The organism is Micromonospora sp. CPCC 205546 (assembly GCF_036902715.1).
In the GTDB taxonomy this organism is placed as follows: domain Bacteria; phylum Actinomycetota; class Actinomycetes; order Mycobacteriales; family Micromonosporaceae; genus Micromonospora.
Genome location: NZ_JBAKHL010000097.1, coordinates 1 through 18066, shown reverse-complemented (window position 1 = coordinate 18066; position 18066 = coordinate 1). Strand labels below are relative to the sequence as shown.

Annotated in this window: 21 protein-coding genes; 2 read left to right on the top strand and 19 right to left on the bottom strand. The window is 74.4% G+C overall.

Annotation, left to right across the window (positions count from 1 at the left end; translation table 11 throughout):
- Positions 1-101 precede the first annotated feature (101 nt).
- The gene (locus V6U77_RS27645; protein ID WP_334609675.1) at positions 102-1937 is read left to right on the top strand and encodes a hypothetical protein; all 1836 of its coding nucleotides are present in this window, start codon (positions 102-104) and stop codon (positions 1935-1937) included.
- A gap of 79 nt (positions 1938-2016) precedes the next feature.
- Here V6U77_RS27645 and V6U77_RS27640 read toward each other — a convergent pair whose 3' ends face one another.
- The 16 genes from V6U77_RS27640 to V6U77_RS27565 all read right to left on the bottom strand — a co-directional run bounded on the left by V6U77_RS27640 (position 2017) and on the right by V6U77_RS27565 (position 15342).
- Complete coding sequence (locus V6U77_RS27640) at positions 2017-3348, bottom strand: NAD(P)/FAD-dependent oxidoreductase (protein WP_334609673.1); 1332 nt, start codon at positions 3346-3348, stop codon at positions 2017-2019.
- Positions 3349-3452: 104 nt separating this feature from the next.
- Positions 3453-4013 (bottom strand): hypothetical protein, encoded by a 561-nt coding sequence (locus tag V6U77_RS27635; protein ID WP_334609672.1) that lies wholly within the window; start codon positions 4011-4013, stop codon positions 3453-3455.
- A 232-nt stretch (positions 4014-4245) separates the two neighbouring features.
- On the bottom strand, positions 4246-5655 hold the full coding sequence (locus V6U77_RS27630; protein WP_334609671.1) for a DUF58 domain-containing protein: 1410 nt from the start codon (positions 5653-5655) through the stop codon (positions 4246-4248).
- A complete protein-coding gene (locus V6U77_RS27625) occupies positions 5655-6659 on the bottom strand; it encodes an AAA family ATPase (protein ID WP_334609670.1) in 1005 nt (334 codons plus the stop codon). The genes V6U77_RS27630 and V6U77_RS27625 overlap by 1 nt, the downstream gene beginning before the upstream one ends.
- Positions 6659-7243: a hypothetical protein gene (locus tag V6U77_RS27620; RefSeq protein ID WP_334609669.1), complete on the bottom strand. Its 585-nt coding sequence runs from the start codon at positions 7241-7243 to the stop codon at positions 6659-6661. Before V6U77_RS27620 ends, V6U77_RS27625 begins: the two co-directional genes overlap by 1 nt.
- Entirely contained in the window at positions 7240-7980 is a 741-nt protein-coding gene (locus V6U77_RS27615) for a DUF4129 domain-containing protein (protein ID WP_334609668.1), read from the bottom strand. Before V6U77_RS27615 ends, V6U77_RS27620 begins: the two co-directional genes overlap by 4 nt.
- A 78-nt stretch (positions 7981-8058) precedes the next feature.
- Positions 8059-8799 carry a uracil-DNA glycosylase gene (locus tag V6U77_RS27610; RefSeq protein ID WP_334609667.1) on the bottom strand — a complete coding sequence of 247 codons (741 nt, stop codon included), beginning with the start codon at positions 8797-8799 and terminating at the stop codon, positions 8059-8061.
- The gene (locus V6U77_RS27605; RefSeq protein WP_334609666.1) at positions 8792-9478 is read right to left on the bottom strand and encodes a dienelactone hydrolase family protein; all 687 of its coding nucleotides are present in this window, start codon (positions 9476-9478) and stop codon (positions 8792-8794) included. Before V6U77_RS27605 ends, V6U77_RS27610 begins: the two co-directional genes overlap by 8 nt.
- Positions 9479-9726: 248 nt before the next feature.
- A complete protein-coding gene (locus V6U77_RS27600; RefSeq protein WP_442934526.1) occupies positions 9727-10209 on the bottom strand; it encodes an LppU/SCO3897 family protein in 483 nt (160 codons plus the stop codon).
- Between the two features lie 117 nt (positions 10210-10326).
- Entirely contained in the window at positions 10327-11358 is a 1032-nt protein-coding gene (locus tag V6U77_RS27595; RefSeq protein ID WP_334609665.1) for an HAAS signaling domain-containing protein, read from the bottom strand.
- Positions 11355-11687, bottom strand: a complete 333-nt coding sequence (locus V6U77_RS27590; protein ID WP_334609664.1) for a PadR family transcriptional regulator — start codon at positions 11685-11687, stop codon at positions 11355-11357. The genes V6U77_RS27595 and V6U77_RS27590 overlap by 4 nt, the downstream gene beginning before the upstream one ends.
- 195 nt (positions 11688-11882) lie before the next feature.
- On the bottom strand, positions 11883-12680 hold the full coding sequence (locus tag V6U77_RS27585) for a hypothetical protein (protein ID WP_334609663.1): 798 nt from the start codon (positions 12678-12680) through the stop codon (positions 11883-11885).
- 88 nt (positions 12681-12768) lie between these two features.
- Positions 12769-13146 (bottom strand): type II toxin-antitoxin system death-on-curing family toxin, encoded by a 378-nt coding sequence (locus V6U77_RS27580; protein WP_334609662.1) that lies wholly within the window; start codon positions 13144-13146, stop codon positions 12769-12771.
- Entirely contained in the window at positions 13143-13346 is a 204-nt protein-coding gene (locus V6U77_RS27575) for a ribbon-helix-helix domain-containing protein (RefSeq protein ID WP_073824963.1), read from the bottom strand. The genes V6U77_RS27580 and V6U77_RS27575 overlap by 4 nt, the downstream gene beginning before the upstream one ends.
- Positions 13347-13380: 34 nt before the next feature.
- Entirely contained in the window at positions 13381-14322 is a 942-nt protein-coding gene (locus V6U77_RS27570; RefSeq protein ID WP_334609676.1) for a Ppx/GppA phosphatase family protein, read from the bottom strand.
- Between the two features lie 27 nt (positions 14323-14349).
- Positions 14350-15342, bottom strand: coding sequence for an ArsR/SmtB family transcription factor (locus V6U77_RS27565; RefSeq protein WP_334609661.1), 993 nt, complete (start codon positions 15340-15342; stop codon positions 14350-14352).
- Between the two features lie 96 nt (positions 15343-15438).
- Between V6U77_RS27565 and V6U77_RS27560 the strand changes: the two genes are divergently transcribed.
- Entirely contained in the window at positions 15439-16338 is a 900-nt protein-coding gene (locus V6U77_RS27560) for an alpha/beta hydrolase family esterase (protein WP_334609660.1), read from the top strand.
- A gap of 1 nt (position 16339) precedes the next feature.
- Here the strand turns inward: V6U77_RS27560 and V6U77_RS27555 are convergent, their stop codons facing one another.
- The 3 genes from V6U77_RS27555 to V6U77_RS27545 form a co-directional block, all read right to left on the bottom strand.
- Positions 16340-16876 (bottom strand): amino-acid N-acetyltransferase, encoded by a 537-nt coding sequence (locus tag V6U77_RS27555; protein WP_334609659.1) that lies wholly within the window; start codon positions 16874-16876, stop codon positions 16340-16342.
- 2 nt (positions 16877-16878) lie between these two features.
- Positions 16879-17436 (bottom strand): DUF501 domain-containing protein, encoded by a 558-nt coding sequence (locus tag V6U77_RS27550; RefSeq protein ID WP_334609658.1) that lies wholly within the window; start codon positions 17434-17436, stop codon positions 16879-16881.
- A gap of 34 nt (positions 17437-17470) precedes the next feature.
- Positions 17471-18066, bottom strand: a 596-nt coding sequence (locus V6U77_RS27545; protein ID WP_334609657.1) for an FtsB family cell division protein, incomplete at its 5' end; no start/stop codon positions are given.

Sequence of the window (18066 nt, the reverse complement as noted above, 5' to 3'; positions counted from 1 at the left end):
TCTACCGGAGACCTCACCCATTTTCGATCTTCGACACGCCGAGCGGTCACGCCAGCTCAGGCACCACCGCCGACTTCGACACAGGCCCTAGGGTCGAGACCGTGAGCAGCGCAGCCCCCACGGCCCCCGACGCCGTCCCTGACCAGGCTGTCCTCGCCGCCGAGCGGCCCGCCCGCCGGCTCCGGCCGGCGCGCCTGCTGACCGCCGTGCACCGGCGCCGGGCGGACGTCGCCGTGGCGCTGGTCTTCGTGGCGCTGGCCGGCTGGCTCACCCACGGGCTCTGGCCCGACCCGGCGGCCCGCGTCCTGGCACTCAACCCGGAGGACCAGGCCCTCTACGAGTGGTTCCTCGCCGTCGACTCGCGGGCACTGTTCGGCGACTTCGACCTGCTCACCCGGCGGCTCAACGCGCCGGACGGGGTCAACCTGATGACCAACACCACGGTCATCGCGCTCGGCGTGCTGCTCGCCCCGGTCACCCTGCTGCTCGGCGCGCCGGTCACCTTCGCCCTGCTCGCCCTGGCGAACCTGGCCGGCACGGCGGTCGCCTGGTACCTGCTCTTCACCAGGGTCCTGCGCGCCCGCCGGGTCGCCGCCGCGCTCGGGGCGGCGCTCTGCGGATTCGGCCCGGGGATGGTCTCGCAGACCAACAGCCACCTGCACATGACCGCGCAGTGGCTGGTACCGGTGATCGTCTGGCTCGTGGTCCGTCTGCTGCGGGCCGCCGACCCGGCGGCAACCCTCGACGGACGGCCCGACCACCGGCGCGTGGTCAGCTCGGCCGTCGGCCTGGCGGCGGCGGTCACGGCACAGGTCTTCGTCGGCGAGGAGGTGCTCTTCCTCTGCGCGGTCACGCTGCTGGTGATGGCGGTCGCCTACGCGCTGGCGGACCGGAACCTCGCCCGCCGCGCCCTGCCCGGCTTCGCCGCCGGGATGCTGCTCGCCGCCGGGCTGGCCCTGCTCGTGCTGGCCTGGCCGCTGTGGTTCCAGTTCGCCGGCCCCCAGGGCGTCGCGGACGGCATGTTCAGCCCGCACTACTTCTCCGCGGACCTGCGCAGCTGGTGGACCGTCTCGCCGCTGTCGCTCGCGGGCGACGACGCAGCCGCCCGGCTGACCACCGGGCCGGCCGAGTACAACACCTTCCTCGGGCTGCCGCTGCTGCTGGCCGCCGCCGTTTGCGCGCTCTGGCTGGGCCGCCGCCCCCTGGTCGTCGCGTGCGTGGTCGGCACGCTGGTGACGGGGGCGCTGTCGCTCGGCCCCCGGGTGGTCGTCGACGGCGAACGCACCGCCGTGCCGGGCCCGTACGCTCTGCTCTCCGGCCTGCCCGTGGTGGACGGCGCGCTGCCGATGCGGTTCGCCCTCGCGGTGCTGCCGCTGGTCGCCACGCTGCTGGTGCTGGCGGTCGACCGGGCCTTGCGCGGCACCGGCCGGGCCCGCCGCCTGGTGCCGGCGGCCGTCGGCCTGGCGCTGCTGCCGCTGCTGCCGACCCCGCTGCCCACCGCCGAGCGCCCCCCGCTGCCCGAGTTCGTCACCGGTGGGCACTGGCGGCAGTGCGTCGAGCCGGGCGGGGTGCTGGTGCCCGTGCCGCTCGCCACGCCCAAACAGCCGTGGCCGATGCGGTGGGCGACCGCCACCGACGCGGCGTTCGGCATGCCGGAGGGCTTCTTCATCGGACCGTACGGGCGGGGCGGCACGGCCGCGATGGGCACCTACGCACGGCCCACCTCCGCCCTGCTGGCCGACGTCGCCAGGCGCGGCGGGCAACCGGTCGTCGACGACGGGCACCGCCGGCAGGCCGCGCGGGACGCGGACTTCTGGGACGCCTCCTGTGTGGCGCTGGCCGACGGCACCCCGCACGCCGACAGCCTGCGCGCCACGCTGGAGCAGCTCTACGGGCCCGCCACCCGGATCGCCGACGCCTGGACCTGGCGCGTCTGACCGCACGGTCGAGCCCGGCCCGGCCCGGAGTGCGCGAAGCCCCCTCCGCCCGGGGACGGAGAGGGCTTCGCGTGCCCGGTCAGAGCCGGCCGGCGCCGACCGGCTGGGAGGCCTCGGCGAACTCCTCGCGCGGATCGTGCAGCTGGCCGAGGGCGACCACCTCACGCTTGAGGAAGAACGCCAGCGTCCAGTCGACCACGACCCGGACCTTGCGGTTGAGCGACGGGATCCGGCTCATGTGGTACGTCCGGTGCATGAACCACGCCGGCCAGCCGGTCATCTTGATCCCGTAGACCTGGGCCACGCCCTTGTGCAGGCCGAGGCTGGCGACGCTGCCCGCGTGCTTGTGCTTGTACTCCACCGGCTCCCGGCCGCGTACGACGTTGACGATGTTGTCGGCCATCCGGGCGGCCTGCCGGACGGCGTGCTGGGCGCTCGGCGAGCAGTAGTTGCCGGGCTCCTTGGTCAGGTCCGGCACCGCCGCGCAGTCACCGGCACTCCAGGCGCCCTCGACCACCCGGTCGCCGTCGACCACCTGGAGGGTCGGCAGGCAGGTGACCCGCCGCCGCTCGTCGCGGGGGAAGTCCGTCGCGTCCAGCATCGGCGACGGCTTCACGCCGGCCGTCCAGACGATCGTGTCGGAACGGAAGCTGTCGCCGTCGGAGAGCTTCACGACCCCGTCGAGGCAGGACTCCAGCCGGGTGTCCAGCCTGATGTCCATGTTCCGCTTGAGCAGCTGCTGCACCGTGTAGGCGCCCATGTCCCGGTCGACCTCCGGCAGCACCCGCTGGGTCGCCTCGACCAGCACCCAGCGCATGTCCTCCGGCTTGAGCTCCGGGTAGTACTTCAGGGCGTCCCGGGCCATGTCCTCCATCTCGGCGAGCGCCTCGATGCCGGCGTAGCCGCCGCCCACGAAGGTGAACGTCAGCGCCGACCGGCGGACAGCCGGATCGGGCGTGGCGGCAGCCACGTCGAGCCGGTCCAGCACGTGGTTGCGCAGGTAGATGGCCTCGCCGATGGTCTTGAAGCCGATGCCGTGCTCGTGCAGGCCGGGAATCGGCAGCGTCCGCGACACCGAGCCGGGGGCGACGACGACGTGGTCGTACGGGATCTCCCGGGTGGGGCCGCTGATCGGCTGCACCAGTGCGGTCTTGCGGGCGTGGTCGATCCGCGTCACCGCGCCCGCCACCACCTTGCACCGCCGCAACTCCCGCCGCAGCGGCACCACGGAGTGCCGGGGCGAGATGTTGCCGGCCGCCGCCTCCGGCAGGAACGGCTGGTAGGTCATGTGGGGCTGAGGGTCCACCACGACGACCTCGGCCTCACGGGAGCTGAGCTTCTTCGACAGGCGCAGGGCCGCGTAGAGACCGACGTGCCCGGCACCCACCACAAGGATCCGCTTCGGGTTCACGTCATCTATCTTTCCCCGCGTACCACGGCTAATCCCGCTCGCGCCCCTTCTCTGTGACGGAGCACAACCGCTGTGACCTGCACGACTTCCCCCGAAAGGGGTCGTCACCTGCGGCGCAGCAGCCACCCGAGCAACGCCGCCACCGCCACCGCCGCGAACAGGCCGGCAACCGTCGCCGCCTGGTGTCCGGCATCACCTCCCAGCCCGCCGACCTCGACCAACAGCACACCGAGGACGAACGTGGCCAGCAGCACCGCGCCGGCCCGGGCCAGCCAGCGCACGATCAGGTCGGGGTCCACCACCGCGTCGTACGGCAGCACGGCGGCCAACGCGCAGAGGGTGTGGGTGAGGTAGAGGACCGCCGCCACGGCGAGCAGCCGCCAGAGGGCGATCGGCCGGTGGTAGCCGTCGGTGGCGACGAGCCAGCCGCCGACCGTGACCAGCGCCGCGAACGTCGGCCAGACCCGGCGCGGCGCGACCGCCGGCAGCACCGCCACCGCCACGAGGGCGAGCAACGGCTGCCCGAGGAGCACCTGCGACGGGTACGCCAACACGAGTCCGACCAGCGCGGTCAGGAAGACGCCGGCGCGCACCAGCAGCGGCGTCAGGCTGATCCGGGTGGCGGCGTGGCGCAGGGCCCGGACCCGTTCGGCGACGGCGTTCAACTGTGCCGCCTTTCGTTCGCGACTGCGGGACTCCGCTGCGCTGCATTCCTCGCGCTCACCGGTGCCGCCCTTCGTTCGCGACTGCGGGACTCCGCTGCGCTGCATTCCTCGCGCTCACCGGTGCCGCCCTTCGTTCGCGACTGCGGGACTCCGCTGCGCTGCATTCCTCGCGCTCACCGGTGCCGCCTTTCGTTCGCGACTGCGGGACTCCGCCGCGCTGCATTCCTCGCGCTCACCGGTTGTTCACCCTCGGGGCGGTCGCCAGGCGGGCCACGTCCCGCAGCACCTGGTCGAGGCTTCCCGCGCCGGCCCAGCCCACCACCGGCACACCGTGCTCCCGCAGCTGTCCGATCATCGTGTCCCGGTCCAGCCGCCACAGCCGGTACGCCACCTCGGCCCAGCCCCGGTCCTTCGGCGGGGCGAGGTCGGCCGGCAGCGTGTCCACCGCGACCACGAACCGCCCGGAGCGGGCCAGCCGGGCCAGCATCTGCGCCGAGCGCTCGTCGAGCAGCGGGGTGAGGACCACCACCAGCGCGTCCGCCGACAGCAACTGCGGGCCGAACACCTGGTCGTACGGCTCGTGCGGGGAGGACTCGGCCCGCACCTCCAGCAGCCACTCCAGGACCGTCAGGTACTGCCGGCGGCCGGTGGCGGGGCGCAGCCGGCGCGCCGCCGGGCCGTACTCGAGCATCGACACCCGGTCGCCGCGGTGCAGGTAGTGCTCGGCGATCGCGGCGGCGGCCCGGACGGTGGTGTCCAGCACGGAGGCCGCACCGGAGACGCCCCCGGAGCGGCCGGCCTCGGCGAGCACGTCGAGCAGCACCACCACCTCGGCGTCGCGGTCGGAGAGGGTGGCCGCCACGTGCAGCTGCCGGGCGCGCAGCGAGACCCGCCAGTCGATCCGGCGCAGCCGGTCCCCGGGTGCGAAGACCCGTACGCCGGCCAGCTCGCCGCCCTCGCCGGGCCGGCGCGAGTGGTGCGCGCCGACCAGGCCGGCGGCCCGGGGCATCGCCTCGACCGCGTCGAACGGCTCGGTCTTCGGGTAGACCCGCAGCCGGGACGGCTCGGCGATCACGGCGCGGGAGACCAGCAGGCCCTGTGCGACGGCGACCCGGGCGCCCGCCGGGCCGATGGGGTGCCGGCCCCAGCGCAGCGCGGTGCCGGTCAGCTCCAGGTCCACGGCCGTGGCCGTGGGGACGGCCGTCACGAAGGGCCGCTCGGCGACGGACGGGGCGGACACCGAACGGGGGGCGGACGCCGCCGTGGCCCCGGCGATCGTCGCCCGCTCGACGCGCAGCCACGGCGAGACCCGGCTGCGCACCACCGCCACGTCGTAGTCGAGCTGGTCGGGGTTGCCGACGGTGACCGTGCCGGTCAGCTCGCCGCCCTCGACCAGGTGGCCCTCGTCGGCGGAGATCCAGACCTGCGGCAGGGCGGCCGGCCGGCGGCGCAGCGCGTACGCGGTGCCGAGCGCGAACGGGGCGGCCAGCACGACCAGGTCGACCCGGCCGAGCAGCACCCCGGCGATCAGCAGCAGCCCGGTGAGGAGCACCGCCCGACCGAGCGCCCCGGTGGGCACCCAGCCGGTCGCGGGCTGCGGCCCCGACGACTCGGCCCGGGGCGGCACGGGGGGCGCGACCATCAGTGCCCGTGGCCGGCGGCGTAGCTGGGCAGCGCGCCGCTGGCGGGTGCCGGGGTCGCCTCCAGGACCTCGCCGACCACGAAGGACGGGTCGACGCGGCGCAGCCACATCTCCGGGCGCAGCGTGATCCGGTGGGCCAGGGCGGGGGCCGCGACCTCCTTGACGTCCTCCGGCACCACGTAGTCGCGCCCGGCCATGACGGCCCGTACGCGCGACAGCAGCAGCAGCGCCAGCGAGCCGCGCGGCGAGGCGCCGACCAGCACCGACGGGTGCTCGCGGGTGGCGGCCGTCAGGGCGACGATGTAGCGGCCGATGGAGTCCTCCACGACCACGTCCTCGAGCGCGGCCTGCATGGCGCGCAGCGTCCCGGCGTCGACCACCGGCTTGATCTCCGCCTCCTCGCGGCGGCGGGCCATCCGCCGGCGCAGCACCTCCCACTCCTCCTCGGGCTCGGGATAGCCGAAGGAGACGCGGAGCAGGAACCGGTCGAGCTGCGCCTCCGGCAGCGGGTAGGTGCCCTCGTACTCGATGGGGTTGGCGGTGGCCAGCACGTGGAACGGCTCGTCCAGCTTGTACGTCACGCCCTCCACCGAGACCTGCTTCTCCTGCATCGCCTCCAGCAGGGCCGACTGGGTCTTCGGCGGGGTCCGGTTGATCTCGTCGGCGAGCAGCAGGTTGGTGAAGACCGGCCCGGCCCGGAACGCGAAGTCGCCGCTGCGCTGGTCGTACAGGAACGAGCCGGTGACGTCGGCCGGAAGCAGGTCCGGGGTGAACTGCAGCCGGCGGAAGTCCAGCCCGAGCGCCTGCGCGAAGGACCGCGCGGTCAGCGTCTTGCCGAGGCCCGGCAGGTCCTCCAGCAGCACGTGCCCGCCGGCCAGGATCCCGGCGAGGACCAGCTCCAGCGCGTCCCGCTTGCCCACCACGACCTGACCGACCGCCTCCAGCACCGACCGGGCGAGGTGGCCGACCTCGGCGGCGGGCATGCTGCGGTCCACGTCGTTCATCACAGTTTCTCCAGTTCGGCGACGATCGCCGCGAGGTCGCGCGGCGACGGGGTGCGGCGAGGCGGGGTCTCCAGGAAGGTCCACAGCCGGTCGCCCAGCAGGGCCCGGGCCCGGGCCGGATCGGACTCTCGGGTCACGCCGTGGCGCTGGCGCAGCCGTTCGTCGGCCAGTTCACCGAGCCGGGGCAGGATCACCTCGGTGAAGCGTTCGGGCCGGGTGGACGACCAGTCCAGCGGCCGCTCCCAGCCGTTGATCGCGGTACGCAGCGCGTCGCGGGCGCCCCAGTTCCAGGTGCCGTCGTCGTCGCGCGGGACGGCGGACCGGGACCCGGCCGGGGGCGGCGAGGACGCCAGCGAGGCGACGATCCGGCGCACCGCGAACAGCGCGAGCACCCCGGCGACCAGGATCAGCAGCGGGACCCGCAGGCCGACCGCGCGCAGCCCCGCGAGCAGCACGACGACCACCGCCGCCATGCCGGCCAGGGCGCGCAGCACCTGCCCGGCCCGGCCGCGCCGCTCCGGCTCGTCCCGCTGGGGCCGCTCCGGCTCGAAGCTGAGCAGGTCGTCGATGCTGGTGCTGCTCACCCGGGCACCTCCGCCCCGTCGGCCACCACGGCGGTGAGTTCGCCGCGCAGCCGGCGCAGCGCGGCCCGCGCCTGGTCGCGGGTGCGCTCGTCGACCTCCCGGGTGGCGTACCGGGCCTCGCGGTAGACGTGGGCGAACTCGGCCAGCACGTCGGCGCTGGCGATCGCCGGGACGCCCGCCGACGCGTCGCCGCGCAGCAGGCGGGTGACCAGGTCGGTGGGGGTGTCGCCGGCCAGCCGGGGCACGCCGGCCCCGGCGGCGGCCTGCTCCAGGCGCACCCAGCAGGCGATCACCGCCGTGCGGGGGTCGGTGTCCCGGTCGTCCAGCTCCTCCAGGCCGGCGTCGAGGGCGGCGGCCACCTCGCGGGCGGTGCCCTCGGGCGTACGCCGGGGCCGGGCCGGCAACGCCCGGGTGGTACGCCGCATCACGCCCCGGGCCAACGTCCAGGCGAGGTAGCCGAACGCGGCGAGCAGGGCCGACCCGAGCAGCACGAGGACGGCGGTGACGATCCATCCCGGGATCCGCGTCCCGGTGGTCTCGGCGGTGTCCCGCGGCTCGACGGGGATCGAGGGGACCGGCTCGGCGGTCGGGTATTCCGGGATGTAGGGGATGTTGTCGGCGGCGGGCGGGATCCGGCTGGCGCCGATCGACGAGTGTGCGGACGACAGCGCGGCGACGGCCAGCAGGAGCACCACCGCCGCGACCGGCCACCACCTGCGCAGGACGCTGAGTTCCATCGAGGGCTACCTCCGGGCCACCGGGGCGGGGCGCACGGGCCGACGCGTCGCGTCCGTCATCGCCACCGCCCCCACGCCTCAGTCCACCCCGGCCAGTTGCTTCGCCCGGGTGAACACGTCGTCCAGCATCCCTGGTGTCAGCCGCCCGGTGAAGGTGTTCTGCTGGCTGACGTGGTAGCAGCCGAGCAGCTCCGGTGCGCCCGTGCCGGACCAGTGTGCCCCATGGCCGAACGCCGGTCGCGGGCTGGGCGGGCGCAGACCGTACACCTGGCGCAGCACCGGCCACCACGAGGCCCAGGCGAACGCGCCCAGCGCGACCACGACGCGCAGGGTGGGCCGGATCAGCGCCACCTCGCGGTGCAGCCACGGCGCGCACGTGTCCCGCTCGTCGGGGGTGGGCTTGTTGTCCGGCGGCGCGCAGCGCACGGCGGAGAAGATCCGCAGGTCGCGCAGGGTCAGCCCGTCGTCGGCGGCGACGCTGGTCGGCTGGTTGGCCAGCCCGGCCCGGTGCAGCGCGGCGAACAGCACGTCGCCGGAGCGGTCGCCGGTGAAGATCCGGCCCGTGCGGTTGCCGCCGTGCGCGGCGGGCGCCAGGCCGAGAATGGCGATGCGCGCGTCGGGGACGCCGAGACCGGGCACCGGGCGACCCCAGTACTCCTGGTCCCGGAAGGCCGCCCGGCGGACGCGGGCCACCTCCTCGCGCCACCGCACCAGTCGCGGGCAGGCGAAGCAGTCGCTGACGGCGGCGTCGAGGTCGGCCAGGTCGGTCGCGCGCGCGGCGCGGCCGAGGACCTCGTCGGGCGTACGGGGCTCAGCCAAGCTTGGCCCGGAAGAGTTCGAGGGTGCGGGCCCAGGCGGTGGCGGCGGCGCGCTGGTCGAAGTTCTCCGGCCGGTCCTCGTTGAAGAAGGCGTGCGAGGTGCCGGGGTAGTCGTAGGTCTGGCAGGTGCCGCCGGAGGTCTCGATGGCGCGACGGACGGTGCGTACGCCGTCGGCGGCGGAGGTGCCGTCCTCTTCGGAGCAGTGGATGAGCGCCGCCTTGCCCGCGTAGTCGGGCCACTCGGGGTGCATCCCGTCCCAGGGCAGCCGGGGATAGAAGGCGGCGGTGGCGACGATCCGCTCGGAGCGGGTCGCGGCCCAGAGGGCCAGGCTCGCCCCGGCGCAGAAGCCCGCGCAGCCCACCTTGCCGGCGACCTCGGGCCGCCCGGTGAGATAGCCCGCCGCGCCGGCGATGTCGGCCGCCGCCTCGTCCATCTGCGCGCTGTTCAGCATCTGGCGGGGCTCGCTCGGCTTGCTGGCCGGGCCGCCGTGGCGGAAGTCCGGGGCGAGGGCGACGAAACCGGCCTCGGCGAAGCGGTCCACGACCGACCGGACGTGCGGCACCAGGCCCCACCAGTCCTGGATGACGATGACCGCGGGGCTGGTCGCACCGCCGGAGGGTATCGCGAGATACCCCTCGCCCGTCCCCCCGTTGGCGCGGTAGCTCACCATCTCGCCCATCGGCTGTCCTCCTAGCGGTCAGTCATCGTTGGCTGGTCGCACAGTGTTGCTACGTGTCGGTAGCCTGCCACGCCGTGAGCGCCCCGGGGAAGACGCCGGGGCAGTGGCCTTCACCTCCTGTTCGCCGCCCGTACCCACGGACGGCGGAGGGGGGGGGGGGGTGGGGCCCGCCCGCGGGGGGCGGGCCCGCGCGCGGGCGGCCGGCGCGTGCTCCGCCCCACGTTGTGCGGTCCTGTGCTGCCGGAGGATCAGGCCTTCTTCGTCAGGCACAGCAGGTAGCCGGTCTTGCCCGGCTCGATGCTGTAGAAGAGGTAGCCCTCCTGGCCCTCCTTGATGTACGGCCCGCACGCCTCGGGAGAGCGGGCCTGCTCCTGGGTCTGCCCGTCGACACGGCCGACCACGTTGTAGGCGGCGTCGGTGGAGGTGCACTCGACGACCTTCGCGCCGTCGACCTTCTCCTCCTTGGTGCCGGTCACCTCGGGCAGTTCGGCGATGCAGTCGCCGACCTTGGCCTCGGCGGTCTCGTCCTTGTTGAAGAAGTTGCCGATCGCCGAGCCGATGCCGAACTTGAGGCCCGCGACGACCAGGAACACGACGATCGCGCCCACGATGCCGAGCAGCTTCTTGGAACCGGACTTCTCGGCCTGGGGCTCCGCCGGGGGTGGCGCCTGGACGGCCGACGGGGGCTGGGCGGCGTCCGACGCGGGGGGCGGTGCGACCTGCTCTGACACGCGTTTTCCTTCCGGGGGGTGAGTGAGCAGACGACACCGTAGCGACCGGGGCCGACAGCCGTTGCCCCGCTGGACTCATCCGTTCAGCTATTTCCCAGCTTCACGACATGACGCGCTTCACGTCCGACTCGGGGCCGGCGTGGCGGACGGCGCCGTCGTCGGCGTATCCGTCGGTGTGGATCCGGGGCTCGGGGTGCCGCCCGGGGCGGGCGCGGACTCGGCCGGCGTGCCCGAGGTGGGCGCCGGCAACGGCGGCACGCCCGTCCATGGCTCGGAACCGGCCGGCACGCGGGGCGCGAACGGCGCCTGCTGCGGGCAGTACGGGTACGTGAACAGCAGGGGGTTGCCGGTCCCGTTCACGGACAAGTCAGCCAGGCAGGTCGGGTGGCCGAGCCGGATCGGGTCGCCGTTCTGGTCGAAGAGCCGGGCGTTCTCCACCAGCCGGCCCTCGCGGTCGTAGACGAAGACGTCCCGGATGTGCTCGTAGCGGCCGTCGATCGAGATCTGCTCGTAGCCGAGGTCGCCGCTGCCGACGCGTCCGTTCATGTCCGCCAGGCCGACCAGCCCGAAGATCACCAGCACCGCCGTGCCGACGTGCAGCATCCGCCGCTTCGGCCGGGTCAGGCCCGGCGTGTGGTGGCCGAGCCAGATCGAGGCGAGCACGCTGCCGGCGAGCAGCACCAGCCCGGCCAGCGTGCTGCCGTTGAGCTCGGGCAGCACGCCGAACGTGTCGCCGGTGGTGACCACCGTGACGAGCATGGCGGCCAGGTAGCCGCGCAGCACCCACCAGGCCGGCCGGAGCAGCCGGAGGAACTCGCTCGCGGTGGCGTACCCGAGGGGTGGTCCGAGCTGGACGTCCCAGCGGTGGGCCCGCGCGCGGAACCGGTCCACGACGGCACCGAGGCGACGGTCCAGGCGCCGCCCGCCGGCGCCGGTGGCGGCGACCCCGGCGGCGGCGCGCAGCTCGGCCGCGTACGCCTCGGGCTCGCCGAGCCGGTCGACCAGCGAGCCGCCGGCCTCGGCGGCGACCTCGGCGAGGTGCTCCGGCAGATCCTCGGTCAACTCGTCGCGGTGTGCCGGCGGCAGGTCGGCCAGCGCGGCCCGGACCCGTGCGGCGTAGTCCGCGATCTCCTGCTCAGTGACGGTCATGCCGCCATCCCCCGATCGTCGAGCAGTGCGTCCATGGTGGTGGCGAACGAGCGCCAGAGCTTGCCGGAGCGCGCGAGTTGGTCCCGCCCGGCGGCGTTGAGGGAGTAGTACTTGCGGTGCGGGCCGGACTCGCTCGGCACGACGTAGGTGGTCAGCAGGCCGGCGGCGAAGAGCCGGCGCAGGGTGCCGTAGACGGAGGCGTCGCCGACCTCCTCCAGCCCGGCCTCGCGCAGCCGGCGCAGGATGTCGTAGCCGTAGCCGTCCTCCTCCCGGAGCACGGCGAGGACCGCGAGATCCAGTACGCCCTTCAGCAGTTGTGTGGTGTCCACGCAATGCACACTAGTACGCAATGCGAAGTACCGTCAAAGGAACGCGCCGCGCGGGTGAGGCCGCGCGGCGCGCCACGTCGTGCGGGGGTACGGCCGGGCGCAGGCGGGTGGTGGTTCGAGATCTCGCGTCGTTCGAGCTGACGGACGCCCTGTCGGGCTCTGCCACGCCGGGCCTGGCGTCCGGACGGCTGCGGTTCAGGCGGGTGTCAGGCGCCAGTAGCCGAGCGGGTTGTGGAAGAGATCGTCGGTCTCGTGGCGGTCGTCCGGGCGGTGCTCCAGCCGCCAACGCGGGGAGTCGGCGGTGAGTCGGAACCCCTCGCCGTCGGCCATCTTCGTCGCCCGCTCGTCGGTCAGGAGATAGAGCGCCAGCGTGTCCATCAGGGTGACGCGGTCCTCGACCCCGCCGCCGGCGGCCGGGGTGGCCTCGAGTTCCACGTCGGGCGCGCCGAGCAGGTGCATGCCGCAGCTGTACAGCACCTCGCCGCCGCGGATCGGTCGCTTGACCGTGGCGCGGTACAGCACACCGGCCAGTTCCGCGTCCGTCGTCGCGGCCGCCGCCTCGTCGGCCAGACGGAGCCACCGGTCCCGGCCGTGCGCGACACCGTTGCTCTCGTTCTTCACGGCGGTGGCGCCGGCGCGCAGGAGCGCGGCCGACACGGCCAGCGCCGCGCGCGACACCCCCAGCAGCGTCGGCCGCAGCAGCTCCGGCGGCATCGTGAACGCCCGCAGGGGCCGGGACAGCACGTACGCGACGCTGTCGTGGGCCGCCACCGCCGCCCAGTCGGCGTCGGTGAAGCTGGCCCCGGCCAGGCTCGCCTCGAACGCGTAGGACATCCGCGGGTCGTGCCCGTGTTCGGAGTACTCGTCGTCGAGCGCGAAGCCAGCCGTGGCTCCCGCCTCGGCCGCGAGCCTGCCCACGGTGTCGAAGTCCAAGCCGGCGCCGAGCACGCACAGCACCGGACGAGGCAACAGCTGATCGGGATCGGTGAGCATGGCGAGAACGTACCCGCGCGGCCCCGAGCGTCAAGCCAGCGACCAGGCGATGCCATCCGGCAGCTGCGACAGGATCCGAGCGGACGGATCAGACGTAGACCTTGCGAAGCTCGCGGGCGATGTCGGAGACCTCCGTCAGCGTGCCGCCGGCCACCGACATCACGAGAGCTTCGGCCTGGTCGACGTCGACTTCCTTGATCGGCACCTCGTTGAGGGCGAGGAATACCCGCGCCGCCGCCCAGGCGAGACGCTTGTTCCCATCGGTCAGCGCGTGGTTCATGCAGATCGAGTGGAGCAGCGCGGCGGCCTTGCTCCAGAGATCGGTGTAGGCCTCCTGGCCGAATGCCACGGTGGCCGGGCGGACCACCGCGGACGAGAGCAGACCGAAGTCACGGACCTGGGGCGTTTCACCCAACACGATAGAGGCGATCTCCACGAGGTCGTCGACCTCGAGATAGTTGATCACTCCGCCAGCCGCCGCAGCAATTCGGCGTCACGCTCGGCAACCTCCCGCGCAAGGTCCCGCACCCGGGCGCGATGGCTGCGCGCCGAGACGTACTCCTCGACCGCCACGACGATGGTGGCGTTCATCGACCGGTGCTCCTGCTCGGCGAGCTGCTTGAGCCGCTCGTGCAGCCCGTCAGGCAGATTGACCGTGGTGACCATATGAAAATCATACCGCCCCGGCCGGTGGGAACAGCTAGTTCGTACCCGGCAGTAGGCTCCAGGCGATGCCGTCGAGGATGTCGTGCTCGGAGGCGACCACCGAGTCCATCCCGGCCCGCTCCATGATCACCCGGAGCACCAGGGAACCGGCCCCGATCACGTCCGCCCGGCCCGGGTGCATCACCGGGATCGCCAGCCGCTGCTCCCTGGTCTTGCCGAGCAGGTCGGCGGTCACGGCGGCAACCGCGTCGTACGGCACCCGGGCGTGGTGGATGCGGGCCGGGTCGAATTCCTGCAGGCCCTGGGCGATCGCGACCACGGTGGTGACCGACCCGGCGAGCCCGACCAGCGTGGCGGCCTGCCGGCCTGGCACGGCCGCCAGCGCCCGGTCCACCGCGACCGCGATGTCGGCCTGCGCGGCGTCGACCTCGTCCAGCCCCGGCGGGTCGCCGTGCAGGTGCCGCTCCGTCATCCGGACGCAGCCGATGTCCATCGAGATGGCCGCCTCGACGCCGCCCTCGCGGGTGCCGACGACGAACTCGGTCGAACCGCCGCCGATGTCGACGACCAGGTACGGCTCGCGCGCGTCGGCGGGCAGCCCGCGCACCGCGCCGGTGAAGGAGAGCCGGGCCTCCTCGTCGCCGGTCACCACCTCGGGCGCGACCCCGAGGGTACGCTCCACCATCTCGCGGAACTCGGCGGCGTTGGAGGCGTCCCGCGACGCCGACGTGGCGCACATCCGCACCCGCTCCGCGCCCAACTTCTCGATCTCGGTGGCGTAGGAGGCCAGCGCGACCCGGGTGCGCTCGATCGCCTCCGGGGCCAGCCGCCCCGTCTTGTCGACGCCCTGGCCGAGGCGGACGATCTCCATCTGCCGGCTCAGGTCCACCAGTGGCGCCTGCGGCCCCGCCGAGGCGTCGGGCAGGTCGGCCACCAGCAGTCGGATCGAATTGGTCCCGCAGTCGATGGCGGCCACACGCGTCGTCACGGCAGCAACCCTACGTCAGGCGCGGGTGGTCGGCAGGACGTCGTCGTGGCCGAGCAGTTCGGCGCCGAGCGGGGTCAGCCGGTGCAGCACCGCCCCGCCGTCCCGGACGCTGCTGACCAGGCCGGCCGCGCGCAACGCCCCCGCGTGCTCGGACGCCGAGGAGACGCTGATCCCGACGGCCCGGCCAAGCGCCGTGGTGGTGTGCCGACCCGGGCCGGCGAGCCGGCGCAGCACCGCCGCCCGGGTGGCCCCCAGCAGGCGGCCGAGCGGGTCGGTCGCACCCGCCCCGACCCGGCGTGGCATCGGCACGGGATACACCACCAGCACGGGCCGACCCGGCTCCACCAGCACCCGGGGATGCGGCCCGGCCAGCGGGGAGGGCAGCAGGAGCAGGCCGTGACCGGTGCCGGACACCGTTGCGCTCCACCACGTACGCACCGTCAACGTCGGCGCCTCCCACCGGATCGCCGGATGCAGGGTGTTCAGCAGTCCGTCCAACCCGTGCGCCGCGAGGTGGCCGGCCGCCTCGGCGACCTGGTGCCGGTGCACGTCCGTCAGCTCCGCCCAGTGCGGCGCGAGCACCGCGTCGTGCCAGGTGCCCAGGGCCCGGCCGAACAGGCGCATCGTCTCCCCGTCGGCCTCGGCGAACCTTCGGCGCAACGGCGTGCGGGGCAGGTCGGCGTACGCGGCGGCAACCTCGGTCCGCACGCGCCGGACGGGGGCGGACCGGATCGCCTCCAGGCCGGCGGCGACCGACTCCAGGCCGTCCAGCGGGGTGAGGAAGTCCGGCAGGCGACCGCGCGGGGGCAGCAGGTGCCGCAGCACGGAGGCGGCGGAGCGGACCCGGCCCGTCGCCGTCGCCGCGCCGGTGGCGGGGCCCGGCGCCGTCCGGGCCGCCTGCGGGTCGTACAGCGCCTGGCAGGCCAGCACGGCGGTGCCGACCGGGTGCAGGCGGTCGGCGAAGCGGACCCGGCACAGGTCCGCCGGTCCCAGGCGGAGACGAAGCATGCCAGCAGACTGCCTCCCTTCGGCCTGGACCGAAAGGGTTGCGAGCGTGCAGCGGGGCGATCCAGGGTGGAGCCCGGGTCACGGAGGGGGCGGGGCGTGCGACGGACGGTGGCAGTGCTGACGGGGATGGTTCTCGCCGTCGTCGCCACGGCGTGTGGCGGGGACCGGGGTCAGCCCCGCGGCACGCCGGCCACGTCGCCTTCGGGGGTCGTCGAGCGCCCCGCCCCCGGCGACCACCGGCTCACCCTGGCGCACGGCGGGACCGACCGCAGCTACCTGCTGCACGCCCCGCCCGGCTACGACCCCGCGCGGCCCACCGCGCTGGTGATCGCCCTGCACTTCTATCCCGGAAACGGCGCCCGCCTACGAAAGACGGCGGGGCTGGACGCCGTGGCCGACCGGGAGAACTTCCTGGTCGCGTACCCGGACGGGCGCAACGGCGGGTTCAACGCGCTGATCTGCTGCGGGACGACCGACGACGTCGGCTTCCTCAGGGACCTCACCGCCCACCTCGTACGCACGTGGCGGGTCGACCCGGACCGCGTCTACCTCACCGGCATCTCGAACGGCGGGGACATGAGCTTCCGCGCCGCCGTCGAGGCCGAGGGGCTCTTCGCGGCGATCGGCGTGGTCAGCGGCGGCTACAGCGGCCCCCGGACCGCCCCCGAGTCCTACGTGCCCCGGCGACCCGTTTCGGTGATCACGTTCATCGGCGGGCAGGACCGCTACGCCGAGGTCTTCACCGAGGGGGTGCGGACGTGGCAGCGGCGGCTGCGCTGCACACCGGTTCCCGCCGCGCCGCCGGCGGGCGCACCGCGGGTCACCCGTACCGACGCACGGTGCGGCGACGGCAGCGACGTCACCGTCTATTCCCTGCCCGACATGGGGCACTCGTGGCCCGGTGCGCCGGGCGGCGAACTGGCCGCCCCCGACGCGGGCCTCGACGCCACCGCACTCGTCTGGGACTTCTTCGCCGCCCACCCGCGCCGGCGCTGAGTCAGAGGCGCAGCAGCATGCGGGTGTTGCCGAGGGTGTTCGGCTTGACCCGCTCCAGATCCAGGAACTCCGCGACGCCCTCGTCGTAGGAGCGCAGCAGCTGCTCGTAGACCGGCTGCGGCACGGGCGCGCCGTCGATCGCGGTGAATCCGAACGCGCCGAAGAACCGGGTCTCGAAGGTGAGCACGAAGATCCGCGCCACCCCCAGCTCGCGGGCGCCGTCGATCAGTTCGGTGACGATGCGGTGGCCGAGCCGGCGCCCACGGCAGGACGGGTCGACGGCCACCGTACGGATCTCGGCCAGGTCCTCCCACATCACGTGCAGCGCGCCGCAGCCGACCACCGCGCCGTCGCCGGGGCGGACCGCGACCCGGAACTCCTGCACGTCCTCGTAGAGGGTCACGGTGGCCTTGCTGAGCAGCCGGCGGTCGTCGGTGTAGGTGTCGACGAGCCGCCGGATGCCGCGCACGTCCGAGGTGCGCGCCCGCCGCACCACGATCTCGTCGGCCCCCGCCACGCCCTCGTCCGCGCCCGCCATGGTCAGTCCGCCGCCGGCACGTCCACGCAGGGCCCGGCCGCCCACCACTTCTCCACCAGCTCCAACGTCTCGTCGCCGAACGGGTTCACCCCCGGCCCGGCCCCGAGCGCGTGCCCGAGGTGCACGTGCAGGCACTTCACCCGGCCGGGCATCCCGCCGGCGGAGATGCCGGCGATCTCAGGCACCTCGCCGATCGCGTCCCGGCGGGCCAGGTAATCCTCGTGCGCGGCGCGGTAGCGCGCGGCCAGCTCCGGGTCGGCCGCCAGCCGGTCCGCCATCTCCTTCATCAGCCCGGCCGACTCCAGCCGGCTGCACGCCGCCGTCGCCCGGGGACAGGTCAGGTAGAACAGCGTCGGGAAGGGGGTGCCGTCGGCCAGGCGCGGGGTCGTCTCCACCACGTCCGGCAGGCCGCAGGGGCAGCGGTGGGCCACGGCCCGGGTGCCCCGGGGCGGGCGTCCGAGCTGCGCGGCCACCGCGGCCAGGTCGGCCTCGGTGGCCGCTTCACGCCGGGGCGGGGGTACGGAGTCCGCCGCCGGCTCCCGCGGTGGTACGACAGTCACGATGCTGGTTCCTCGTTCGATGCTCGGGTGCTGCTCAGTTGTCGGACTGCTCGCCGTTGGCGGCCTGCACGCTCGACCAGAGGGTGTCGTACCAGGAGGCGGGGGTGACGGGCGCCGCCGGGGCCGCCGACGGACCGGCGTCCCGGGCGGCGCCCTCCGGGTCGGAGAGCACCACCAGCAGCGTCTCGCCCGGGGGGCCCATGAAGAACCGCTCCCTGGCCTGGATCTTGATGTATTCCGGGTCCTGCCACTTGGCCGCGCGCTCGGAGAGCTCCTCGATGGCCCGCCGCTGGGCGGCCTGGGATGCCTCCATCCGTTCGATGTCGGCCTGCTGGTCCAGGTAGACGCGCACCGGATAGGTGTAGGCCAGGGCGAGCGCGATCAGCACCGCGAAGAGCACGGTAGCCCGGCCGGTGAGGCCCCGGGAGCGGGGTGCGGAGAGCCGCTTGACGGTGCCGGCGGCCGTACGCCGGGCCGCGGCGGGCCGGCTCGCGGAGCGTACGCCCTCGGCGCCCCGGGACGCCCCCGGCGCGCGGCCGGCCGTGGCCCGCGACTCGGCCCGGACGCCGCCCTCGCGGACCGACGTCCGGGCGCCCCGGGCCCCGCCCGGCCGGCCGGTGTGACCCGGCC

Coding starts and splice junctions, on each gene's coding strand:
- V6U77_RS27575 (WP_073824963.1), bottom strand. CDS start 13,346: ATGGTCACCACGGTCAATCTGCCTGACGGGCTGCACGAGCGGCTCAAG.
- V6U77_RS27630 (WP_334609671.1), bottom strand. CDS start 5,655: ATGGTCGCGCCCCCCGTGCCGCCCCGGGCCGAGTCGTCGGGGCCGCAG.
- V6U77_RS27555 (WP_334609659.1), bottom strand. CDS start 16,876: ATGGCGGGCGCGGACGAGGGCGTGGCGGGGGCCGACGAGATCGTGGTG.
- V6U77_RS27605 (WP_334609666.1), bottom strand. CDS start 9,478: ATGGGCGAGATGGTGAGCTACCGCGCCAACGGGGGGACGGGCGAGGGG.
- V6U77_RS27625 (WP_334609670.1), bottom strand. CDS start 6,659: ATGAACGACGTGGACCGCAGCATGCCCGCCGCCGAGGTCGGCCACCTC.
- V6U77_RS27595 (WP_334609665.1), bottom strand. CDS start 11,358: ATGACCGTCACTGAGCAGGAGATCGCGGACTACGCCGCACGGGTCCGG.
- V6U77_RS27565 (WP_334609661.1), bottom strand. CDS start 15,342: ATGCTTCGTCTCCGCCTGGGACCGGCGGACCTGTGCCGGGTCCGCTTC.
- V6U77_RS27615 (WP_334609668.1), bottom strand. CDS start 7,980: ATGGAACTCAGCGTCCTGCGCAGGTGGTGGCCGGTCGCGGCGGTGGTG.
- V6U77_RS27585 (WP_334609663.1), bottom strand. CDS start 12,680: ATGCTCACCGATCCCGATCAGCTGTTGCCTCGTCCGGTGCTGTGCGTG.